This window comes from Agromyces sp. NPDC058484 (assembly GCF_042720415.1).
GTDB lineage: Bacteria > Actinomycetota > Actinomycetes > Actinomycetales > Microbacteriaceae > Agromyces.
Window position 1 is genome coordinate 121,992 of the sequence record NZ_JBHXMP010000008.1, and the last position, 14,627, is coordinate 136,618.

At 67.2% G+C, this 14,627-nt stretch carries 14 protein-coding genes and 2 tRNA genes; 14 read left to right on the forward strand and 2 right to left on the reverse strand.

Annotation, left to right across the window (positions count from 1 at the left end; genetic code table 11):
- Window positions 1–50: 50 nt before the first annotated feature.
- The 8 genes from ACFWN7_RS08725 (at window position 51) to ACFWN7_RS08760 (ending at window position 7,744) form a co-directional block, all read left to right on the forward strand.
- The gene (locus ACFWN7_RS08725) at window positions 51–1,685 is read left to right on the forward strand and encodes an ABC transporter substrate-binding protein (RefSeq protein ID WP_376938413.1); all 1,635 of its coding nucleotides are present in this window, start codon (window positions 51–53) and stop codon (window positions 1,683–1,685) included.
- 86 nt (window positions 1,686–1,771) lie between these two features.
- Window positions 1,772–2,866 carry an ABC transporter permease gene (locus ACFWN7_RS08730; RefSeq protein ID WP_376938414.1) on the forward strand — a complete coding sequence of 365 codons (1,095 nt, stop codon included), beginning with the start codon at window positions 1,772–1,774 and terminating at the stop codon, window positions 2,864–2,866.
- A gap of 1 nt (window position 2,867) precedes the next feature.
- Window positions 2,868–3,941, forward strand: a complete 1,074-nt coding sequence (locus ACFWN7_RS08735) for an ABC transporter permease (RefSeq protein ID WP_376938415.1) — start codon at window positions 2,868–2,870, stop codon at window positions 3,939–3,941.
- On the forward strand, window positions 3,938–5,650 hold the full coding sequence (locus ACFWN7_RS08740) for an ABC transporter ATP-binding protein (RefSeq protein ID WP_376938416.1): 1,713 nt from the start codon (window positions 3,938–3,940) through the stop codon (window positions 5,648–5,650). Before ACFWN7_RS08735 ends, ACFWN7_RS08740 begins: the two co-directional genes overlap by 4 nt.
- Complete coding sequence (locus ACFWN7_RS08745) at window positions 5,650–6,507, forward strand: ATP-binding cassette domain-containing protein (RefSeq protein ID WP_376938417.1); 858 nt, start codon at window positions 5,650–5,652, stop codon at window positions 6,505–6,507. Before ACFWN7_RS08740 ends, ACFWN7_RS08745 begins: the two co-directional genes overlap by 1 nt.
- Before the next feature lie 92 nt (window positions 6,508–6,599).
- Window positions 6,600–6,672: transfer RNA gene (locus ACFWN7_RS08750), tRNA-Asn, on the forward strand.
- A 56-nt stretch (window positions 6,673–6,728) separates the two neighbouring features.
- A complete protein-coding gene (locus tag ACFWN7_RS08755; protein ID WP_376938418.1) occupies window positions 6,729–7,442 on the forward strand; it encodes an AzlC family ABC transporter permease in 714 nt (237 codons plus the stop codon).
- The gene (locus ACFWN7_RS08760; RefSeq protein ID WP_376938419.1) at window positions 7,439–7,744 is read left to right on the forward strand and encodes an AzlD domain-containing protein; all 306 of its coding nucleotides are present in this window, start codon (window positions 7,439–7,441) and stop codon (window positions 7,742–7,744) included. Before ACFWN7_RS08755 ends, ACFWN7_RS08760 begins: the two co-directional genes overlap by 4 nt.
- Window positions 7,745–7,779: 35 nt before the next feature.
- Here the strand turns inward: ACFWN7_RS08760 and def are convergent, their stop codons facing one another.
- On the reverse strand, window positions 7,780–8,346 hold the full coding sequence (def, locus tag ACFWN7_RS08765; RefSeq protein ID WP_376938420.1) for a peptide deformylase: 567 nt from the start codon (window positions 8,344–8,346) through the stop codon (window positions 7,780–7,782).
- Window positions 8,347–8,385: 39 nt separating this feature from the next.
- On the opposite strand from def, the gene ACFWN7_RS08770 reads away from it, so the two are divergent.
- From ACFWN7_RS08770 to ACFWN7_RS08795, 6 genes are all read left to right on the forward strand, one after another.
- Window positions 8,386–9,303 (forward strand): DMT family transporter, encoded by a 918-nt coding sequence (locus tag ACFWN7_RS08770; protein ID WP_376938421.1) that lies wholly within the window; start codon window positions 8,386–8,388, stop codon window positions 9,301–9,303.
- Between the two features lie 194 nt (window positions 9,304–9,497).
- A complete protein-coding gene (locus ACFWN7_RS08775) occupies window positions 9,498–10,706 on the forward strand; it encodes a glycosyltransferase (RefSeq protein ID WP_376938452.1) in 1,209 nt (402 codons plus the stop codon).
- Window positions 10,707–10,716: 10 nt separating this feature from the next.
- A tRNA-Ile gene (locus tag ACFWN7_RS08780) sits at window positions 10,717–10,790 on the forward strand.
- A gap of 465 nt (window positions 10,791–11,255) precedes the next feature.
- Window positions 11,256–11,654 carry a hypothetical protein gene (locus ACFWN7_RS08785; protein ID WP_376938422.1) on the forward strand — a complete coding sequence of 133 codons (399 nt, stop codon included), beginning with the start codon at window positions 11,256–11,258 and terminating at the stop codon, window positions 11,652–11,654.
- Between the two features lie 260 nt (window positions 11,655–11,914).
- Window positions 11,915–12,490, forward strand: coding sequence for a helix-turn-helix domain-containing protein (locus tag ACFWN7_RS08790; RefSeq protein WP_376938423.1), 576 nt, complete (start codon window positions 11,915–11,917; stop codon window positions 12,488–12,490).
- Window positions 12,490–13,074, forward strand: coding sequence for a hypothetical protein (locus tag ACFWN7_RS08795; protein WP_376938424.1), 585 nt, complete (start codon window positions 12,490–12,492; stop codon window positions 13,072–13,074). The genes ACFWN7_RS08790 and ACFWN7_RS08795 overlap by 1 nt, the downstream gene beginning before the upstream one ends.
- A gap of 387 nt (window positions 13,075–13,461) precedes the next feature.
- Here ACFWN7_RS08795 and ACFWN7_RS08800 read toward each other — a convergent pair whose 3' ends face one another.
- Window positions 13,462–14,601, reverse strand: coding sequence for an ROK family protein (locus ACFWN7_RS08800; protein WP_376938425.1), 1,140 nt, complete (start codon window positions 14,599–14,601; stop codon window positions 13,462–13,464).
- Between the last annotated feature and the right edge of the window lie 26 nt (window positions 14,602–14,627).

The window sequence follows — 14,627 nt, forward strand, 5'->3', positions numbered from 1 at the left end:
GCGGTCCTCTGCTGCGCGATTCAGTCCTGAACAGGAAGAGGTAGACGGATATGACATCCGCATCCACGAACCGGCGCCGCGCCATCATCGCGGCGGCCGGAGTCTCGGTGGCAGCCCTCGCCCTCGCCGGTTGCACGGCGGGCGGCGGCGGAAGCACCGAGGCGGCCGGTGGCACGATCACCGTCGGCACGACCGACAAGGTGACGACGCTCGACCCGGCCGGTTCGTACGACAACGGCTCGCTCGCGGTGCAGACCCAGGTCTTCCCGTACCTGCTGAACACCGACTACCAGAGCACCGAGGTGGTTCCCGACCTCGCCGAGTCGGCTGAGTTCACCTCGCCGAGCGAGTATACGGTCACACTTCCCGAGGGTCTCAAGTGGGCCAACGGCAACGACCTGACTTCGGCCGACGTGAAGTTCTCGTTCGACCGCAACATCGCGATCGCCGACCCCAACGGCGCCTCGAGCCTGCTCTACAACCTCGACAGCGTCGAGGCGCCCGACGACACCACGGTCGTCTTCCATCTGAAGGCCGAGAACGACCAGGTCTTCCCGCTCATCCTCACGAGCTTCCCGGGCGCCATCGTCGACGACGAGGTGTTCGCGGCAGACGAGCTCACCCCCGACGAGGACATCGTCGAGGCGAACGCGTTCGCGGGCCCGTATGTGATCACGAGCTGGGACTTCAACAACCTCGTGTCCTTCAAGGCGAACCCCGACTACGTGGGCCTGCTCGCCGAACCGAAGACCGAGACCGTCAACCTGAAGTACTACGCCGAGTCGTCGAACATGAAGCTCGACGTGCAGGAGGGGAACATCGACGTCGCGCACCGGAGCCTCTCTGCGACCGACATCGAAGACCTCAAGGGCAATGACAACGTGAACGTGGTCGAGGGCCCCGGTGGCGAGATCCGCTACATCGTGTTCAACTTCGACACGCAGCCGTTCGGTGCGAAGACTCCCGAGGCCGACCCGGCCAAGGCGCTCGCCGTCCGTCAGGCCGTCGCCGACCTCATCGACCGCGACGAGCTCTCGGAGCAGGTCTACAAGGGCACCTACACCCCGCTGTACTCCTATGTTCCGGCCGGCCTCGAGGGCGCGATCGAGCCGTTGAAGGAGCTCTACGGCGACGGTTCGGGCGCGGCCGACCCCGACAAGGCCGCCGAACGCCTGTCGGCTGCCGGCGTCACCACGCCCGTCGAACTGAACCTGCAGTACTCGAACGACCACTACGGCCCGTCCTCGGCCGACGAGTATGCGCTCATCAAGGACCAGCTCGAATCGAGCGGGCTGTTCACGGTGAACCTGCAGACCACGGAGTGGGTGCAGTACTCGGAGGACCGCACGTCCGACGTGTACCCGGCATACCAGCTCGGCTGGTTCCCCGACTACTCCGACGCCGACAACTACCTCACGCCGTTCTTCCTGATCGAGAACTTCCTCGCGAATCACTACGTGAACCAGGAGGTCAACGACCTCATCATCGAGCAGGCCTCGGAGACCGACCCGGCCGCCCGCACCGCGCTGATCGAGGAGATCCAGCGGAAGGTGGCGGCCGACCTGTCGACCGTTCCCTACCTGCAGGGCGCCCAGGTGGCGGTGGTCGGCACCGACATCTCCGGCGTGGAAGACACGCTGGACGCGTCCTTCAAGTTCCGCTTCGCGGCGCTCTCCAAGGGCTAGTCACGGACTAGAGTCGTTGAAGCTCGACGACGGGGGCGACTCGCTACCGCGGGTCGCCCCCGTTCCCCTGTACCCCGAGGAATCCCATGAGCACCTTTGACACTGTTTCGCTCGCCGAGGGCGCGCCCGTCTCGGGCCGACCGAAGCCCAGATCGCAGGGTGGCGGGTTCGCCCGATATCTCCTCGTCCGCTTCCTGCTCATCTTCCCGACCATCTTCATCCTCGTCACGCTCGTGTTCTTCATGATGCGCTCGACCGGTGATCCGATCACCGCCAAGCTCGGCGGCCAGGTGCCGCCGGAGCAGCTCGCCGAGCGCATCCACGCGGCCGGCTTCGACCGGCCGCTCATCGTGCAGTACCTGGAGTACATCGGCCAGTTCTTCACCGGCAACTTCGGCACGACGATCACCGACAACCGCCCGGTTGTCGAAATCCTCCTCACCTACGGGGTCGCCACGCTCGAGCTGGCGTTCTACTCCCTGATCGTGGCCTTCATCGTGGGCATTCCGCTCGGGCTCGTGGCCGCGTACTTCCGCGACAAGGGCAAGGATGCGGGGCTCCGCGTCTTCGCGATCCTCTGCTACGCCACGCCGGTGTTCTTCTCGGGCCTCCTGCTGAAGCTGGTGTTCTCCGTCTGGCTCGGCGTGCTCCCGGTCGCCGGTCGTGCATCGACGGGCGCCCAGATCCAGATGGAGATGCTGCCGAACAGCACGGGCTTCTATACGATCGACGCGCTGATGACCGGCGACCCGGCGGTGCTCGGCGATGTGCTCTCGCACGCCGTGCTGCCGGCGATCGCGCTCGGTCTGCTCACCGCCGGAGTGTTCCTCCGCCTCGTGCGCACGAACGTCATCGGCACGCTGACGACGGACTACGTCGATGCGGCGAGGTCTCGCGGCGTGAGCGAGTACCGCCTCCTCCGCAAGCACGCCTACCGGCCGGCGCTCATTCCGATCATCACGGTCATCGGCCTGCAGATCGCCCTCCTCCTCGGCGGCGCCGTGCTCACCGAGACCACCTTCGAATGGAACGGCCTCGGCTTCCAGCTCGTGGAATACATCCAGGCTCGGGACTTCGTCGCGGTGCAGGGCATCGTCGCCCTCCTCGCCGTGATCGTGGCCCTGACCAACTTCATCGTCGACATCATCGCGGCGTTCATCGACCCGAGGGTGAGGTACTGACATGACCACCGACACCACCCTGCGGCCGCCGAAGCGGCTCCTGCGCGACCGCATCCCCGTCGTGCACCAGCTCCGCCAGAGCGTCGGACTCCAGCGAGGCATGCTCATCGCGGGACTCGTGCTCACCGGCGGGTTCATCTTCATCGCCGTGTTCGCGCCGGTCATCGCGCCATACGGGTTCGCACAGCTTCGCGACGCCGACGGTCCGTTCGGCAGCCAGCAGCCGCCGTCGGCCGAGCACCTGTTCGGCACGACCGTGGGCGGCTACGACGTGCTGTCGCGCGTGCTGTGGGGAGCTCAGACCGCGATCCTCGTCATCATCGTCGCCGTGATCCTCTCGATCTTCGCGGGCGTGCTGCTCGGTCTCGTCTCGGGGTACTTCGGCGGCTGGCTCGACCGTGTGCTCGTCGTCGTCTGCGATGCGATCTACGCGTTCCCGTCGCTGCTGCTCGCGATCGTCGTGTCGATCGCCATCTCGGGTGGGCGGTCGGATCTCTGGGCCGGGGTGCTCTCGGCCTCGATCGCGATCACGGTGGTGTTCATCCCGCAGTACTTCCGCGTGATCCGTGCCGAGGCGGTGCGGATCAAGGCGGAGGCGTTCGTCGAGTCCGCGAAGGTCCTGGGTGCGTCCAACAGCCGCATCATGTTCCGGCACGTCCTTCGGAACTCGACGCGCACGCTGCCGCTCATCTTCACCCTGAACGCTTCCGAAGCGATCCTCACGCTCGCGGGGCTCGGCTTCATCGGGTTCGGCATCGAGCCGACGGCGGCGGCCGAGTGGGGGTACGACCTGCAGAAGGCGCTGTCGGATGTCACGAGCGGCATCTGGTGGACGGCGCTGTACCCGGGCCTGGCGATCGTGCTCGTCGTGCTCGGCATCACGCTCGTCGGCGAGAGCCTCAACGACCTCGCCGACCCGCGCCTGCGCGGACGTCGCCGCGTGGCACAGGCCGCCGGCGAGGTGGCCGAGACATCCGTCGTGCCCGGTGGAACCCTCACCGCAGGCCCCGGCGGCCTCGACGGACTGGAAGACGGAGAGACGTTCGACGAACACGGAATCGAGGTCAAGCGATGAGCCTGGATCAGGGCCGGCCGACGAACACGGTCGTCGACATCACGAACCTCGGCGTCTCGTTCTCGACCGACGCCGGCGCGGTGAAGGCCATCGACGGCGTGTCCCTCTCGGTCGAGCGCGGTGAGGTGCTCGCCATCGTCGGCGAGTCGGGCAGCGGCAAGACCGTCACGGCGAAGACGATCCTCGGCCTGCTTCCCGAGACGGCGACCACGAGCGGGGCCGTCGTGCTCTCCAACAAGGCCGGCACCGACGAGAGCGACGTCATGACGCTCTCGAAGAAGCAGCTGCGCGACGTGCGCGGCACGGATGTCGCGATGGTGTTCCAGGAGCCGTCGACGGCGCTGAACCCCGTCTACACCGTCGGCTGGCAGATCATCGAGGGGCTCCGCGCGCACTCCGAGCTCTCGAGGAAGGAGGCGCGCGCGAAGGCGATCGAGATCCTCGGCCGGGTCGGCATCCCCGACCCCGAGGAGCGGATCGACCACTACCCGCACCAGTTCTCGGGCGGTCAGAAGCAGCGCGTCGTCATCGCGATGGCCCTCGTGCTCGATCCCGGGCTCATCGTCGCCGACGAGCCGACGACCGCGCTCGACGTCACCGTGCAGGCCGAGATCCTCGACCTGCTGCGGCGCTGCCGTGACGAGTTCGGCATGGGAATCGTGCTCATCACCCACAACATGGGCGTCGTCGCCGACCTCGCCGACCGGGTCGCGGTGATGTACCAGGGCAAGGTCGTCGAGCAGGCGGATGCCGCCACCCTGTTCGCCGCACCGCAGGCGGACTACACCAAGTCGTTGCTCGCCGCCGTGCCGTACGTCGGGCACGGTGTCGCCCGCGCGGCCGAGCGCGCCGCCGCGCGCCCGTCCAACTGGCTGGAGCAGCCGACGGTGGTCGAGGCCGTCGGCCTCGAGATCGAGTATCCCGGGCGCTTCGGCCGTCCCGGGTTCCGTGCCGTCGACGGCGTCGACTTCGTGATCCGTCCGGGGGAGGTGCTCGGCCTCGTCGGCGAATCCGGTTCCGGCAAGACGACGATCGGGCGGGCCATCGCCGGCCTCACCCGGGTGAGCGGCGGCTCGCTCCGGGTGCTCGACAAGGAGATGAACGGCATCCGGGAGCGAGACTTCCGGCCGGTGCGCAGCCGCATCGGCTTCGTGTTCCAGGATCCCGCCTCGAGCTTCAACCCGCTGCTCACGATCGCCGATTGCGTGGCCGAGCCGCTCGTGATCCACGGCAGGGCGGCGAACGCCGCCGACGCGCGGGGCAAGGTCGACGAACTGCTCGAGGCCGTGCAGCTGCCACGCGCCTACGGCGACCGCTTCCCGCACGAGCTCAGCGGCGGCCAGCGTCAGCGGGCGAGTCTCGCCCGGGCGCTCGCACTCGAACCCGAGCTCCTCATCGCCGACGAGCCGACCTCGGCCCTCGACGTCTCGGTGCAGGCCCGGGTGCTCGACCTGTTCCGGGAGCTCCAGCGCGAGTTCGGGTTCGCGTCGCTCTTCATCAGCCACGATCTCGCGGTCGTCGACCTCCTCGCCGACCGCATCGCCGTGCTGTACCGGGGCGCACTCGTCGAGGAGGGAACCGGAGCCGAGGTGCTGGGCGCTCCGGCCGATCCCTACACGCAGCGGCTCCTCGCCTCGCTCCCGGTTCCCGATCCGATCGCACAGGCCACTCGTCGCGACGAACTCCGTCGACTCCGAGAGGCGGGCTGATGCGCGGCGCGGCGCATGGATACCCGATCGTCCTCAGCGATCTCACCCTCGAGTATCCCGCGCACGGCGCGAGCCCCGCGCACGTGGCACTGCACGGCCTCTCGATGACGATCGCACCGGGTGAGGTGGTCGGCCTCCTCGGCAGCGCCGGCAGCGGCAAGTCGACGCTCGCCAAGGTGCTGGCGGGCGTCGCATTCGACCCGCAGAGATCCGACGTCGCACCCGTCATCACGGGCGGGGCGGCGACCGTGCTCGGGCACGGCCTGCGCGGCATCGCACGACGCAAGCTGCCCGAGTACCGGTTCCACGTCGGCTATCTGCCTCAGGATGCGGCGGCCACGCTGCCCGCCGATCGCACGATCGCCGAGATCATCGGCGAGCCGATCCTCGAGCGTGATCGACGCTACAACCGCAAGGCCCTCGAGACCCGCGTCGCCACCATGGTGGACGGCGTTCGGCTGTCGCTCAGCATGCTCGAGAAGTACCCGTACGAGCTGAGCGGCGGGCAGCGCCAGCGAGTGGCGCTCGCCCGGGCGCTCGTGCTCGGGCCGTCGGTGCTCATCGCCGACGAGCCGACCGCGGGAATCGACCTCACGGTGCGCGACGTCGTCGCCCAGCTCATCCTCGAGCTCCGCGAACAGCACACGTTCACGGCGCTCATCATCACCCACGACCTCCCGGTGCTCCGCCGCATCGCCGACCGCATCGCGGTGCTCGACCGCGGCGAGCTCGCCGCCCTCGGCACGATGGACGAGGTCTTCCACGATCCACGGCATCCCTACGTGATGGCCCTCGCGGGCGCGCTCGACGACGGGCACGCCGTGATCGACGAGCTCGATGACGGCACCGCGAGGTGACGGATGACCGGGCCCCGGCTCCCGGTCATGAGGGTGCCTCGAATTGGGAGTCCGCCTGTTGCTTTGCTAGAGTGACTCTGCTGAACACGCGATCCTCCATAGCTCAATTGGCAGAGCAATCGGCTGTTAACCGATAGGTTCTTGGTTCGAGTCCAAGTGGGGGAGCAACGAGGGCCGTCCGCATACTCCGGGCGGCCCTTCGTCGATTCGGGAGGGTAGTCGTGGAGGAGCAGTCGCCGCCTCCCGCGCCCGATCTCCGTCGCACCGCCGTGCGCGACGGCCTCGCCGTCGGCGTCGCGACGGCCGCCTACGGCATCTCGTTCGGCGCGCTCTCGGTCGCGGCCGGGCTCGACGTCTGGCAGACCTGCTTCCTCAGCCTCGTGATGTTCACGGGCGGTTCGCAGTTCGCGCTCGTCGGGGTGCTCGCGAGCGGCGGCGTGGCGGCGGGCGGCTCGGCGATCGCCACGGCGGCGCTCCTCGGCATCCGGAACGTGGTCTACGGCATGCGCATGAAGCCGGTCGTCGACACGGACGGTCCCATCCGCCGCGTCGCGGCGGCGTGGGTGACGATCGACGAGTCGACGGCGGTCGCCCTCGCGCAGACCGAGGGTCGTTCGGCTCGGATCGGGTTCTGGGTGACCGGAGTCGTGATCTTCGCCGGCTGGAACCTCACGACCCTCCTCGGGGCGCTCATCGGCGATGCGCTCGGCGACACCCGCGCCTGGGGACTGGATGCCGCCGCCGCCGCTGCGTTCCTGGGGCTCCTCTGGCCCCGCCTGAAGCGTTTCCAGGCGGGCGCCGTCGCGGTGGGCGCCGCGCTCGTCGCGACCGTCACGATGCCGGTGCTGATGCCCGGGCTGCCCGTGCTCGTCGCCGCGGTCGTCGCGTTCGTCGTCGGCTGGTTCGACCTGTTCTCGCGCAGGAGGGCATCGTGACGATGTGGCACGTCATCCTCGTCGCGTCGGCCGCGACGTTCGCGCTGAAGCTCGGCGGCTATCTCGTGCCCGCCGGGCTCCTCGAGCGCGAACGGCCCGCGCGCATCGCCGACCTGCTCACGGTCGCCCTCCTCGCGGCGCTCATCGCCGTGCAGACGCTCGGGGCGGACGGGGCGATCGTCGTCGACGCCCGGGTGCCGGCGGTCATCGTCGCGGCCGCGCTCTTCGCGCTGCGGGTGCCGTTCATCGTGGTCGTCATCGTCGCCGCGGCGGTCGCGGCAGGCATTCGCGCCCTCGCCTGAGAGGTGCGCTCGAGGCATCCGGATGCCGCATCCGCTCAGGCTTCGAGTCGGTCCACCCCTGGCAGCCACGACGCACCGGGCCTGCCCCAGCCGAGCTTCCGCGTGATCTTCGCGACGATGCGCCGGTCGCGCTCGTCGAGGCGATCGAGGTAGAGCGTACCGTCGAGGTGGTCGTACTCATGCTGGAAGATTCGCGCCAGCCAGCCCTCGGCCGCGATCTCGAACTGCTCGCCGTCGAGACCCGTGGCGCGGAGGATGGCGCGCTCGGCGCGCCGCAGCCCGAACCGCTCGCCCGGGAACGAGAGGCATCCCTCCGACTCCTCATCGAGGTCGGGCTCGCCGGCCGGCGGCGGCGAGACCCACAGTTCGGGATTGATCGCGACGCCGCGCCACCGCACGCCCCCTTCGTCGACCCAGCTGTAGGTGAAGAGCCGGAACGCAACGCCGACCTGCGGGGCCGCGAGGCCGACGCCGGGCGCGGCATCCATCGTCTCGAACATGTCGCGCACGAGGTCGCGGAGCTCGTTGTCGATGGCCTCGACGGGAGCCGCGGGGGAGTGGAGCACGGGATCGCCGGAGATGCGGATGGGTAGCACGGCCATTCGCCAAGGATATCGGCGGGGAACGGGTAGTGTCGTTGCGTGGAACCGGACCTGAGCGACCTCTCCGAGCAGATCGCACTCGACCCCACCCAGTTCATCGGGATCCCCCTCGCCCTCATCGGTGCCGTGTTCCTCTCGCTCGGTGCCCAGTTCCAGCACCGCGGGGTGGTGAAGGTCGAGTCGCGAACGGTCGACAGCCTCGGCAAGGGCCTGAACGTCGGACAGCTCGCGCTCCTCCTCGCCCGGCCCTCGTGGGTGATCGGCACGCTCATGCTCGGGCTCGCGATCGCGTTCCAGCTTGCGAGCCTCTACTTCGCGCCGATCATCGTCGTGCAGCCGCTCGGGGCGATCGCGCTCGTGATCACCTCGATCATGAACTCGCGGATCAATCACGTGAGGCTCAACCACAAGTCGATCACCGCGATCGTCATGTGCGTGGGCGGCGTATTCCTGTTCGTGGGCGTCGCGGCGTTCACGGCGGTCGACAAGCCGGTCACCGATCGGCACCTCATCACGATCCTGATCATCCTCGCGGTCGTGCTCGCCCTCGCCGGCGTCGCCTTCGTCATGCTCCGGCACCGCATCCGGGCGATCTTCTACGTGATCATGGCGGGCGTGCTCTACGGGTTCGTCGCGACCCTCGCGAAGGTCGTGCTCGGCCGACTCGAGCAGGGCGAGTTCGAGTGGCTGACGATGCTCTGCCTGCTCGGCCTCCTTCTCGCGACGGCGCTCGGCGCGTACTTCGTGCAGAATGCGTATGCCACGGGCCCGCCCGACCTCGTGATCGCCGGCCTCACCGTGGTCGACCCGATGGTCGCCGTCGCGATCGGCATCGTCGTGCTCGGCGAGGCGTCGCAGGCGCCGATCTGGGCGAACGTCGTCTTCGTGATCGCCGGCGTGATCGCCGTCTGGGGCGTGTTCATGCTCGCGCGCAACCACCCGCAGACCAGACTCTGAGCGGGCTCGGGCGACATGCGGCTGCCGAGCGTGAAGCCGACGTTGCGTAGACTAAGGTCGGATGCAGTCCGCGAGAGCCGATCCCCGCGCCGCGCACTCGACCGGCCGATCGGTCCCCATCCGAGAACTGTGAGGAACTACACCACGTGTCTGACACACCCGGTGCGTCAACCCCCGCCGGCAACGACGGCGCAATGACGGAGCGGCCGCTCACGATCCTGATCGGAGCCGACACCTTCGCACCCGATGTGAACGGTGCCGCGCGGTTCGCCGAGCGACTGGCGGCCGGACTCGTCGAGCGCGGCCATGCCGTGCACATCGTCGCCCCCGCTGCGAGCCGCAAGCACGGCACGTGGAAGGAGGTGCACGAGGGCCAGGAACTCACGGCGCACCGTCTCTACAGCTGGCGCTGGTATCCGCACGACTGGCTCCGCTTCGCACTGCCGTGGCGCATCAAGCAGAACAGCGCACGCATCATCGACGCCGTGAAGCCCGACGTCGTGCACTTCCAGTCGCATATCGTCGTGGGGCGCGGCCTGTCGGTCGAGGCGGCCAAGCGCGGCATCCGGATCGTCGGCACCAATCACTTCATGCCCGAGAACATGCTCGAGTTCACGCTGGTGCCGAAGGCGTGGCAGGAGTGGGCGGTCGGTCTCGCGTGGAAGGCGGCACGGCGCTCGTTCGGGCGGGCCGAGGCCGTGACCACGCCGACGCGCAAGGCCGCGCAGTTCCTCGAGACGCACACCGGCCTCACTGGCGTGCATGCGATCTCGTGCGGCATCGATGCGCACAAGTATTCGCCGTCGTGGGAGCCGCGCACCGAGAACCGCATCCTCTTCGTCGGCCGTGTGACCGGCGAGAAGCAGATAGACGTGCTCCTCCGGGCGCTGACGCTGCTTCCGGCCGAACTCGACGCCAAGGTCGAAATCGTCGGCGGAGGCGACCAGAAGCGCAACCTCGAGCACCTGGCCGTCGAGCTCGGCATCGCCGACCGCGTGACCTTCACCGGCTATGTCACCGACGACGAGCTGCGCGACGCCTACCACCGCGCCTCCGTGCTCGCGATGCCGTCGATCGCCGAGCTGCAGAGCATCGTCACGATGGAGGCGATGGCTTCGGCGCTTCCCGTCGTCGCGGCGAATGCAATGGCCCTTCCGCACCTCGTGCACGATGGCGAGAACGGTTATCTCTTCGAGCCGTCGAGCCCCGACGACCTCGCGGAGAAGCTCCGCACGGTGCTCGAGGCGACGGCCGACGAGTACCGCGCGATGAAGGAGGCGTCGATACGCCTCATCGCCGCCCACGACATCCAGCGCACGATCTCGACGTTCGAGAGCCTGTATCGTGGAAAGCCGGTGGCCGACCCGGTCACCGAGGTCGCGCCGGTGGCACTCCCCGAGTGACGCGCCGCGAGGGGCGGTAGCTCAGCCGGTCAGAGCAGTGGACTCATAATCCATCGGTCACGGGTTCAAGTCCCGTCCGCCCTACTTGTCGTAAATAGTATCTGATCAGGAATTTAGTGCGATGTTCCGTGAATGGCATGTACTCGGATTGGCCGCGGTTTAACTGATCGTGGATTCCAGAAATCCCCATTGATCAGGTATTTCAGTTCGGCTCTTGAACCCGAGTCCAGTTGATTCGCGGGTCTCGTGTCGGGAATCTCTAATAGCCATTTGATCTGGGGCTTCCCGACCGCTATTCGCGCCGTCTGGACGCGTCAACGTTTATCCAACAAGTATTTGGTCACCGGCCGGCACCGCTGGGCTAGAGGTTGCGCCGCGCATTACTGAGCCTGATCGGGTAGAACTTGCGGCGGGGCGCACGTCGTTTAGATCGGCCTGGATTCGTCCGATCGATTACCCGAGTAGCGACTCCAACGCCTCCACCGCCTCGGCCAGGGGAATCGTTCCTGCTCGATTCTTCGGAAGGTCACCGCCCCGGGAGATCGAGGCTTGGCACTCGCCGCCGGTAACGACGTCGTAGTGGCGAGCACCGCGACCGGCGAGATCGCGGAGACACTCCGGGATCATGACGGCTGGGTCACAGCGGCCGAATTCCGACCGACCGGCGAGCTTGTGACAGCCGGAGAGGACGGCGCGATCATCACGTCGGACTACGGCGACTGGTCGGCAGCCTTTCGCAGCGACCTGCACATACGGGACGATGGACCCGCCGAGCTCGATGAGCGCACCGTCTCGCTCGAACAGTCCGACGGGCGTTGGCAGGTCGTCGTCGCCGAGCCGGCGGTGTGGGAGGAACGCGCTTGCCGCATCGCGGGACGAGTACTCACCGAGGACGAGTGGGGGGAACTGCTCGGGGCGCGGCCCTACGCCCCGGCATGCCGCGAGTGACCTCGGCCGCGGCTTCAAGGCGCCCCTCTAGGCTCGCGTGGTTCATGCCGGCGTATCCGGAGGCGGACTTGTGTGCGAAAGGCGAGTTCGCCGCCGAACCTACCGGGGGTGGGTCGACCATTTAGGTCGTGCCAATGACTCGGGGATCGCGATACCGGCGGGGCGCGGTGTGATTTGGACTGGACATGTTCCGATGTGGTTCCTTGGCCCATGGAAGCAATTATGATGTAGATGTCATATTCTTGGTTTGGAGGTGCTTAATGGTGAAGTCGTCGGCGCTGGTGAGGGCCGCCCGTCGGAGTCGGCATCTCACGCAGTCGGGGCTTGCAGCGCTGACTGGGATCGATCAGGCGAGCGTTTCGCATCATGAGCGGGGGAGGGATGCTGCGTTCAGCACTGTGGACCGATTGCTTGCCGGTGCAGGGTATCGCCTGTATGCGGCACCGACGCGTCGGGACGATGCGGCCAGCGCGGCGGCGACGATTCGCGACCGCCTTCGCGCGGGAGATCCGGACCGTGCGCTCCGTGCGTTGCTTCAGCTGAACGACGACCTCACTGCTGAGCATGGACTCGTCCGAGGCATCCTTGCTCTGGCTGAACCTGAGTCGACTGGGAACCGTGTCTGGGATGCCGTCATCGCGGCTCTCGTGGCGTGGCGGCTGAACCAGGAGCAGATCCCACTGCCTGCATGGGTCGATGACTCGGCTCGTGCATTGGCTGACCCCGTAGTGTTCCGGATCGATCCGGCTGACCCTGCGCCCGGGCGCGACGACGTGCCCGACGAGTTCGCTGAACGTGGCGTCCTTGCGTGGGCCGACACGTTTGCGAGCGTCTGATGGCAGGCACGGCGCTCGACCGTGACGAGATCATCTCCGGTCTCCGAGATCTTGTTGCGGAGCTTCGGGTCGTCGGAGAGGTCGCGGGCATTCGGCTAGTCGGTGGAGCGGCCCTTGCGCTGCGCTATTTCGACCGAGGCACCACGCAAGACCTGGATGCGCTGCACGTCCACCCGGGCTCTGATGAATCGGTCGCCGCTGCAGCCGGGCGGGTCGCCAGTCGTCATGGTTGGGATGCGCGCTGGCTGAACTTCGACGTGAACGACGCTGACGCGATCCCGACGCTCGGCCGTGCCGTGGAATGGGAAGCGATCTACGACAACGGCGGCATCGTCATCCAAGTCGCCTCGAAGGAAGCGATGCTCGCGATGAAACTCCGGGCGAACCGCCCCGGTCGCGATACCCGCGACATCCGCCTCCTGCTCGCGCTCTGCGACATCCACACACTTGAAAGCGCGGAAGAACTCTACGAGGAGTTCTACCCCGGCGACCTACTCACCGAACGCGCAGAGCGGATGGTCAACGCCATCCTCGATGGCGCGCCGACACCAGCTCCGCCTTCGCCAGGGCCGCTCGAGATCTGAACCGCGCCTGAATAACTGGCGTGGACTCGGGGTCAAGCGCAGTGCGCTGCGCTTGCCACCTGATGCGTTCACGCTTATCCAACGCTTATTCGATCCAAGCCCGGTCGAGTCCCACCGAGGCATCCCGAGTAGTCTTGAAGTCGCAGTTTCAGGATCGGAGAGAAATCCTCGGTCATGTCGAGATTAGTCGAGCAGTCGCCGAGGTTCGGAGTCCAGGGGATAGTCCGTGGCGAATCCATCGGTCACATGTTCAAGTCCCGTCCGCCCTCCGCCCTACAAAGCTCGGTCTGATAGCGGTGGGCGAGCTCGTCGTTGGGGCGTTCTACCCGAGGGAAGGCGCTCTCGAGCGACGCATCCTGGGCAATGTTCGCGCCGAGCACTCATGCCCTAATCAAGCCGGTCCAGACCTGAGGTGAGTGCCACGCCGGCGGCCCCTTCGGCATATGCCGTGAGCGACCAAGGAACGACGCTCGTGCGTGCTGGGTCGACGAGCGTCGGTGTGGCCGCGGTCAGTTCGCGGCTGAATCCCGCTTCCATCTGCGCCCAGAATTCCAGCGTCTTGCCCGTCACTCGAATGGCGCTTGCACCGAGGAGAGTCGCAACAGCACCGGTTGCGCGGCCGAGAATGGCACCAGCATTGCTCAGGTACTCAAGCAACTGCTGATCCGAACGCTCAATCGCCTCTTGCAATGCCGAGACGGTCGTGTTCGACCCCATCGGTGCGCCCGCGAGAAGCTCCTGGAACCCGAAGTACGTCTGAATGCACCCGTGGTTGCCGCAGCGGCACAAGGGGCCTGTCGGATCGAGGGAAACATGGCCGAACTCGACCGACGAGCGTTGCAGACCCTTGTAGATCTTTCGGTCAGTGACGATTGCCATGCCGACTCCCTCCCCAATGCTGAGGAGCAGGAATTCGTCGTCAACGGGCAGACTCGAGTATGCGAGTTCCCTGTGCGCCAAGGCGATGACATCGTTCTCGAGGTAGACGGGAAGACCCGTGGCACGAGCCAACTCATCGGCAAGCGGCTCGTGGCTCCATCCGAGTACTGTCGATAGGACGACGTTGTGGCGCCCCGGGTCGACGACCCCCGACAGCGCGATGCCGATCGCGATGCACTGCATATCGGGGTCGTGCCCGGTGATGAACTGATTGGTTGCGAAAGTGAGCGCTCCAATCGGCGGGGCGCCTGATGTACTCGTCTCGATGTGCGCGTCGAGTACCCGGCCATCGAGATCAACGGCCACGAAGACCATTTCTTCGAGCTCGACCGATACTCCGAGCGTGTAGAACGCACCCGTGACAAGGTGCAGGGGGACTCTCGGCCGTCCCTCGCCGCGGGGAAGCGACGGAAGCTCGCGGACGTAGCCGCGCTCGATGAGTTTCCGTGTCTGCTGTGTGACGGTCGCGTTGCCGATGGTGAGCCGCTTCGAGAGTTCGCTTCGGCTCAGCCCGGGTGTCCGCGCAAGCTCTCCGATGATAGCGGCGCGGCTGGCACCCAGACCGCGCGCATGTTGCGGAATCGACATGTGGGCTCCGTTCTCGCCTGTATCGC

Coding starts and splice junctions, on each gene's coding strand:
- ACFWN7_RS08735 (WP_376938415.1), top strand. CDS start 2,868: ATGACCACCGACACCACCCTGCGGCCGCCGAAGCGGCTCCTGCGCGAC.
- ACFWN7_RS08740 (WP_376938416.1), top strand. CDS start 3,938: ATGAGCCTGGATCAGGGCCGGCCGACGAACACGGTCGTCGACATCACG.
- ACFWN7_RS08730 (WP_376938414.1), top strand. CDS start 1,772: ATGAGCACCTTTGACACTGTTTCGCTCGCCGAGGGCGCGCCCGTCTCG.
- ACFWN7_RS08800 (WP_376938425.1), bottom strand. CDS start 14,601: ATGTCGATTCCGCAACATGCGCGCGGTCTGGGTGCCAGCCGCGCCGCT.
- ACFWN7_RS08795 (WP_376938424.1), top strand. CDS start 12,490: ATGGCAGGCACGGCGCTCGACCGTGACGAGATCATCTCCGGTCTCCGA.
- def (WP_376938420.1), bottom strand. CDS start 8,346: ATGGCCGTGCTACCCATCCGCATCTCCGGCGATCCCGTGCTCCACTCC.
- ACFWN7_RS08790 (WP_376938423.1), top strand. CDS start 11,915: ATGGTGAAGTCGTCGGCGCTGGTGAGGGCCGCCCGTCGGAGTCGGCAT.
- ACFWN7_RS08745 (WP_376938417.1), top strand. CDS start 5,650: ATGCGCGGCGCGGCGCATGGATACCCGATCGTCCTCAGCGATCTCACC.
- ACFWN7_RS08775 (WP_376938452.1), top strand. CDS start 9,498: ATGACGGAGCGGCCGCTCACGATCCTGATCGGAGCCGACACCTTCGCA.
- ACFWN7_RS08725 (WP_376938413.1), top strand. CDS start 51: ATGACATCCGCATCCACGAACCGGCGCCGCGCCATCATCGCGGCGGCC.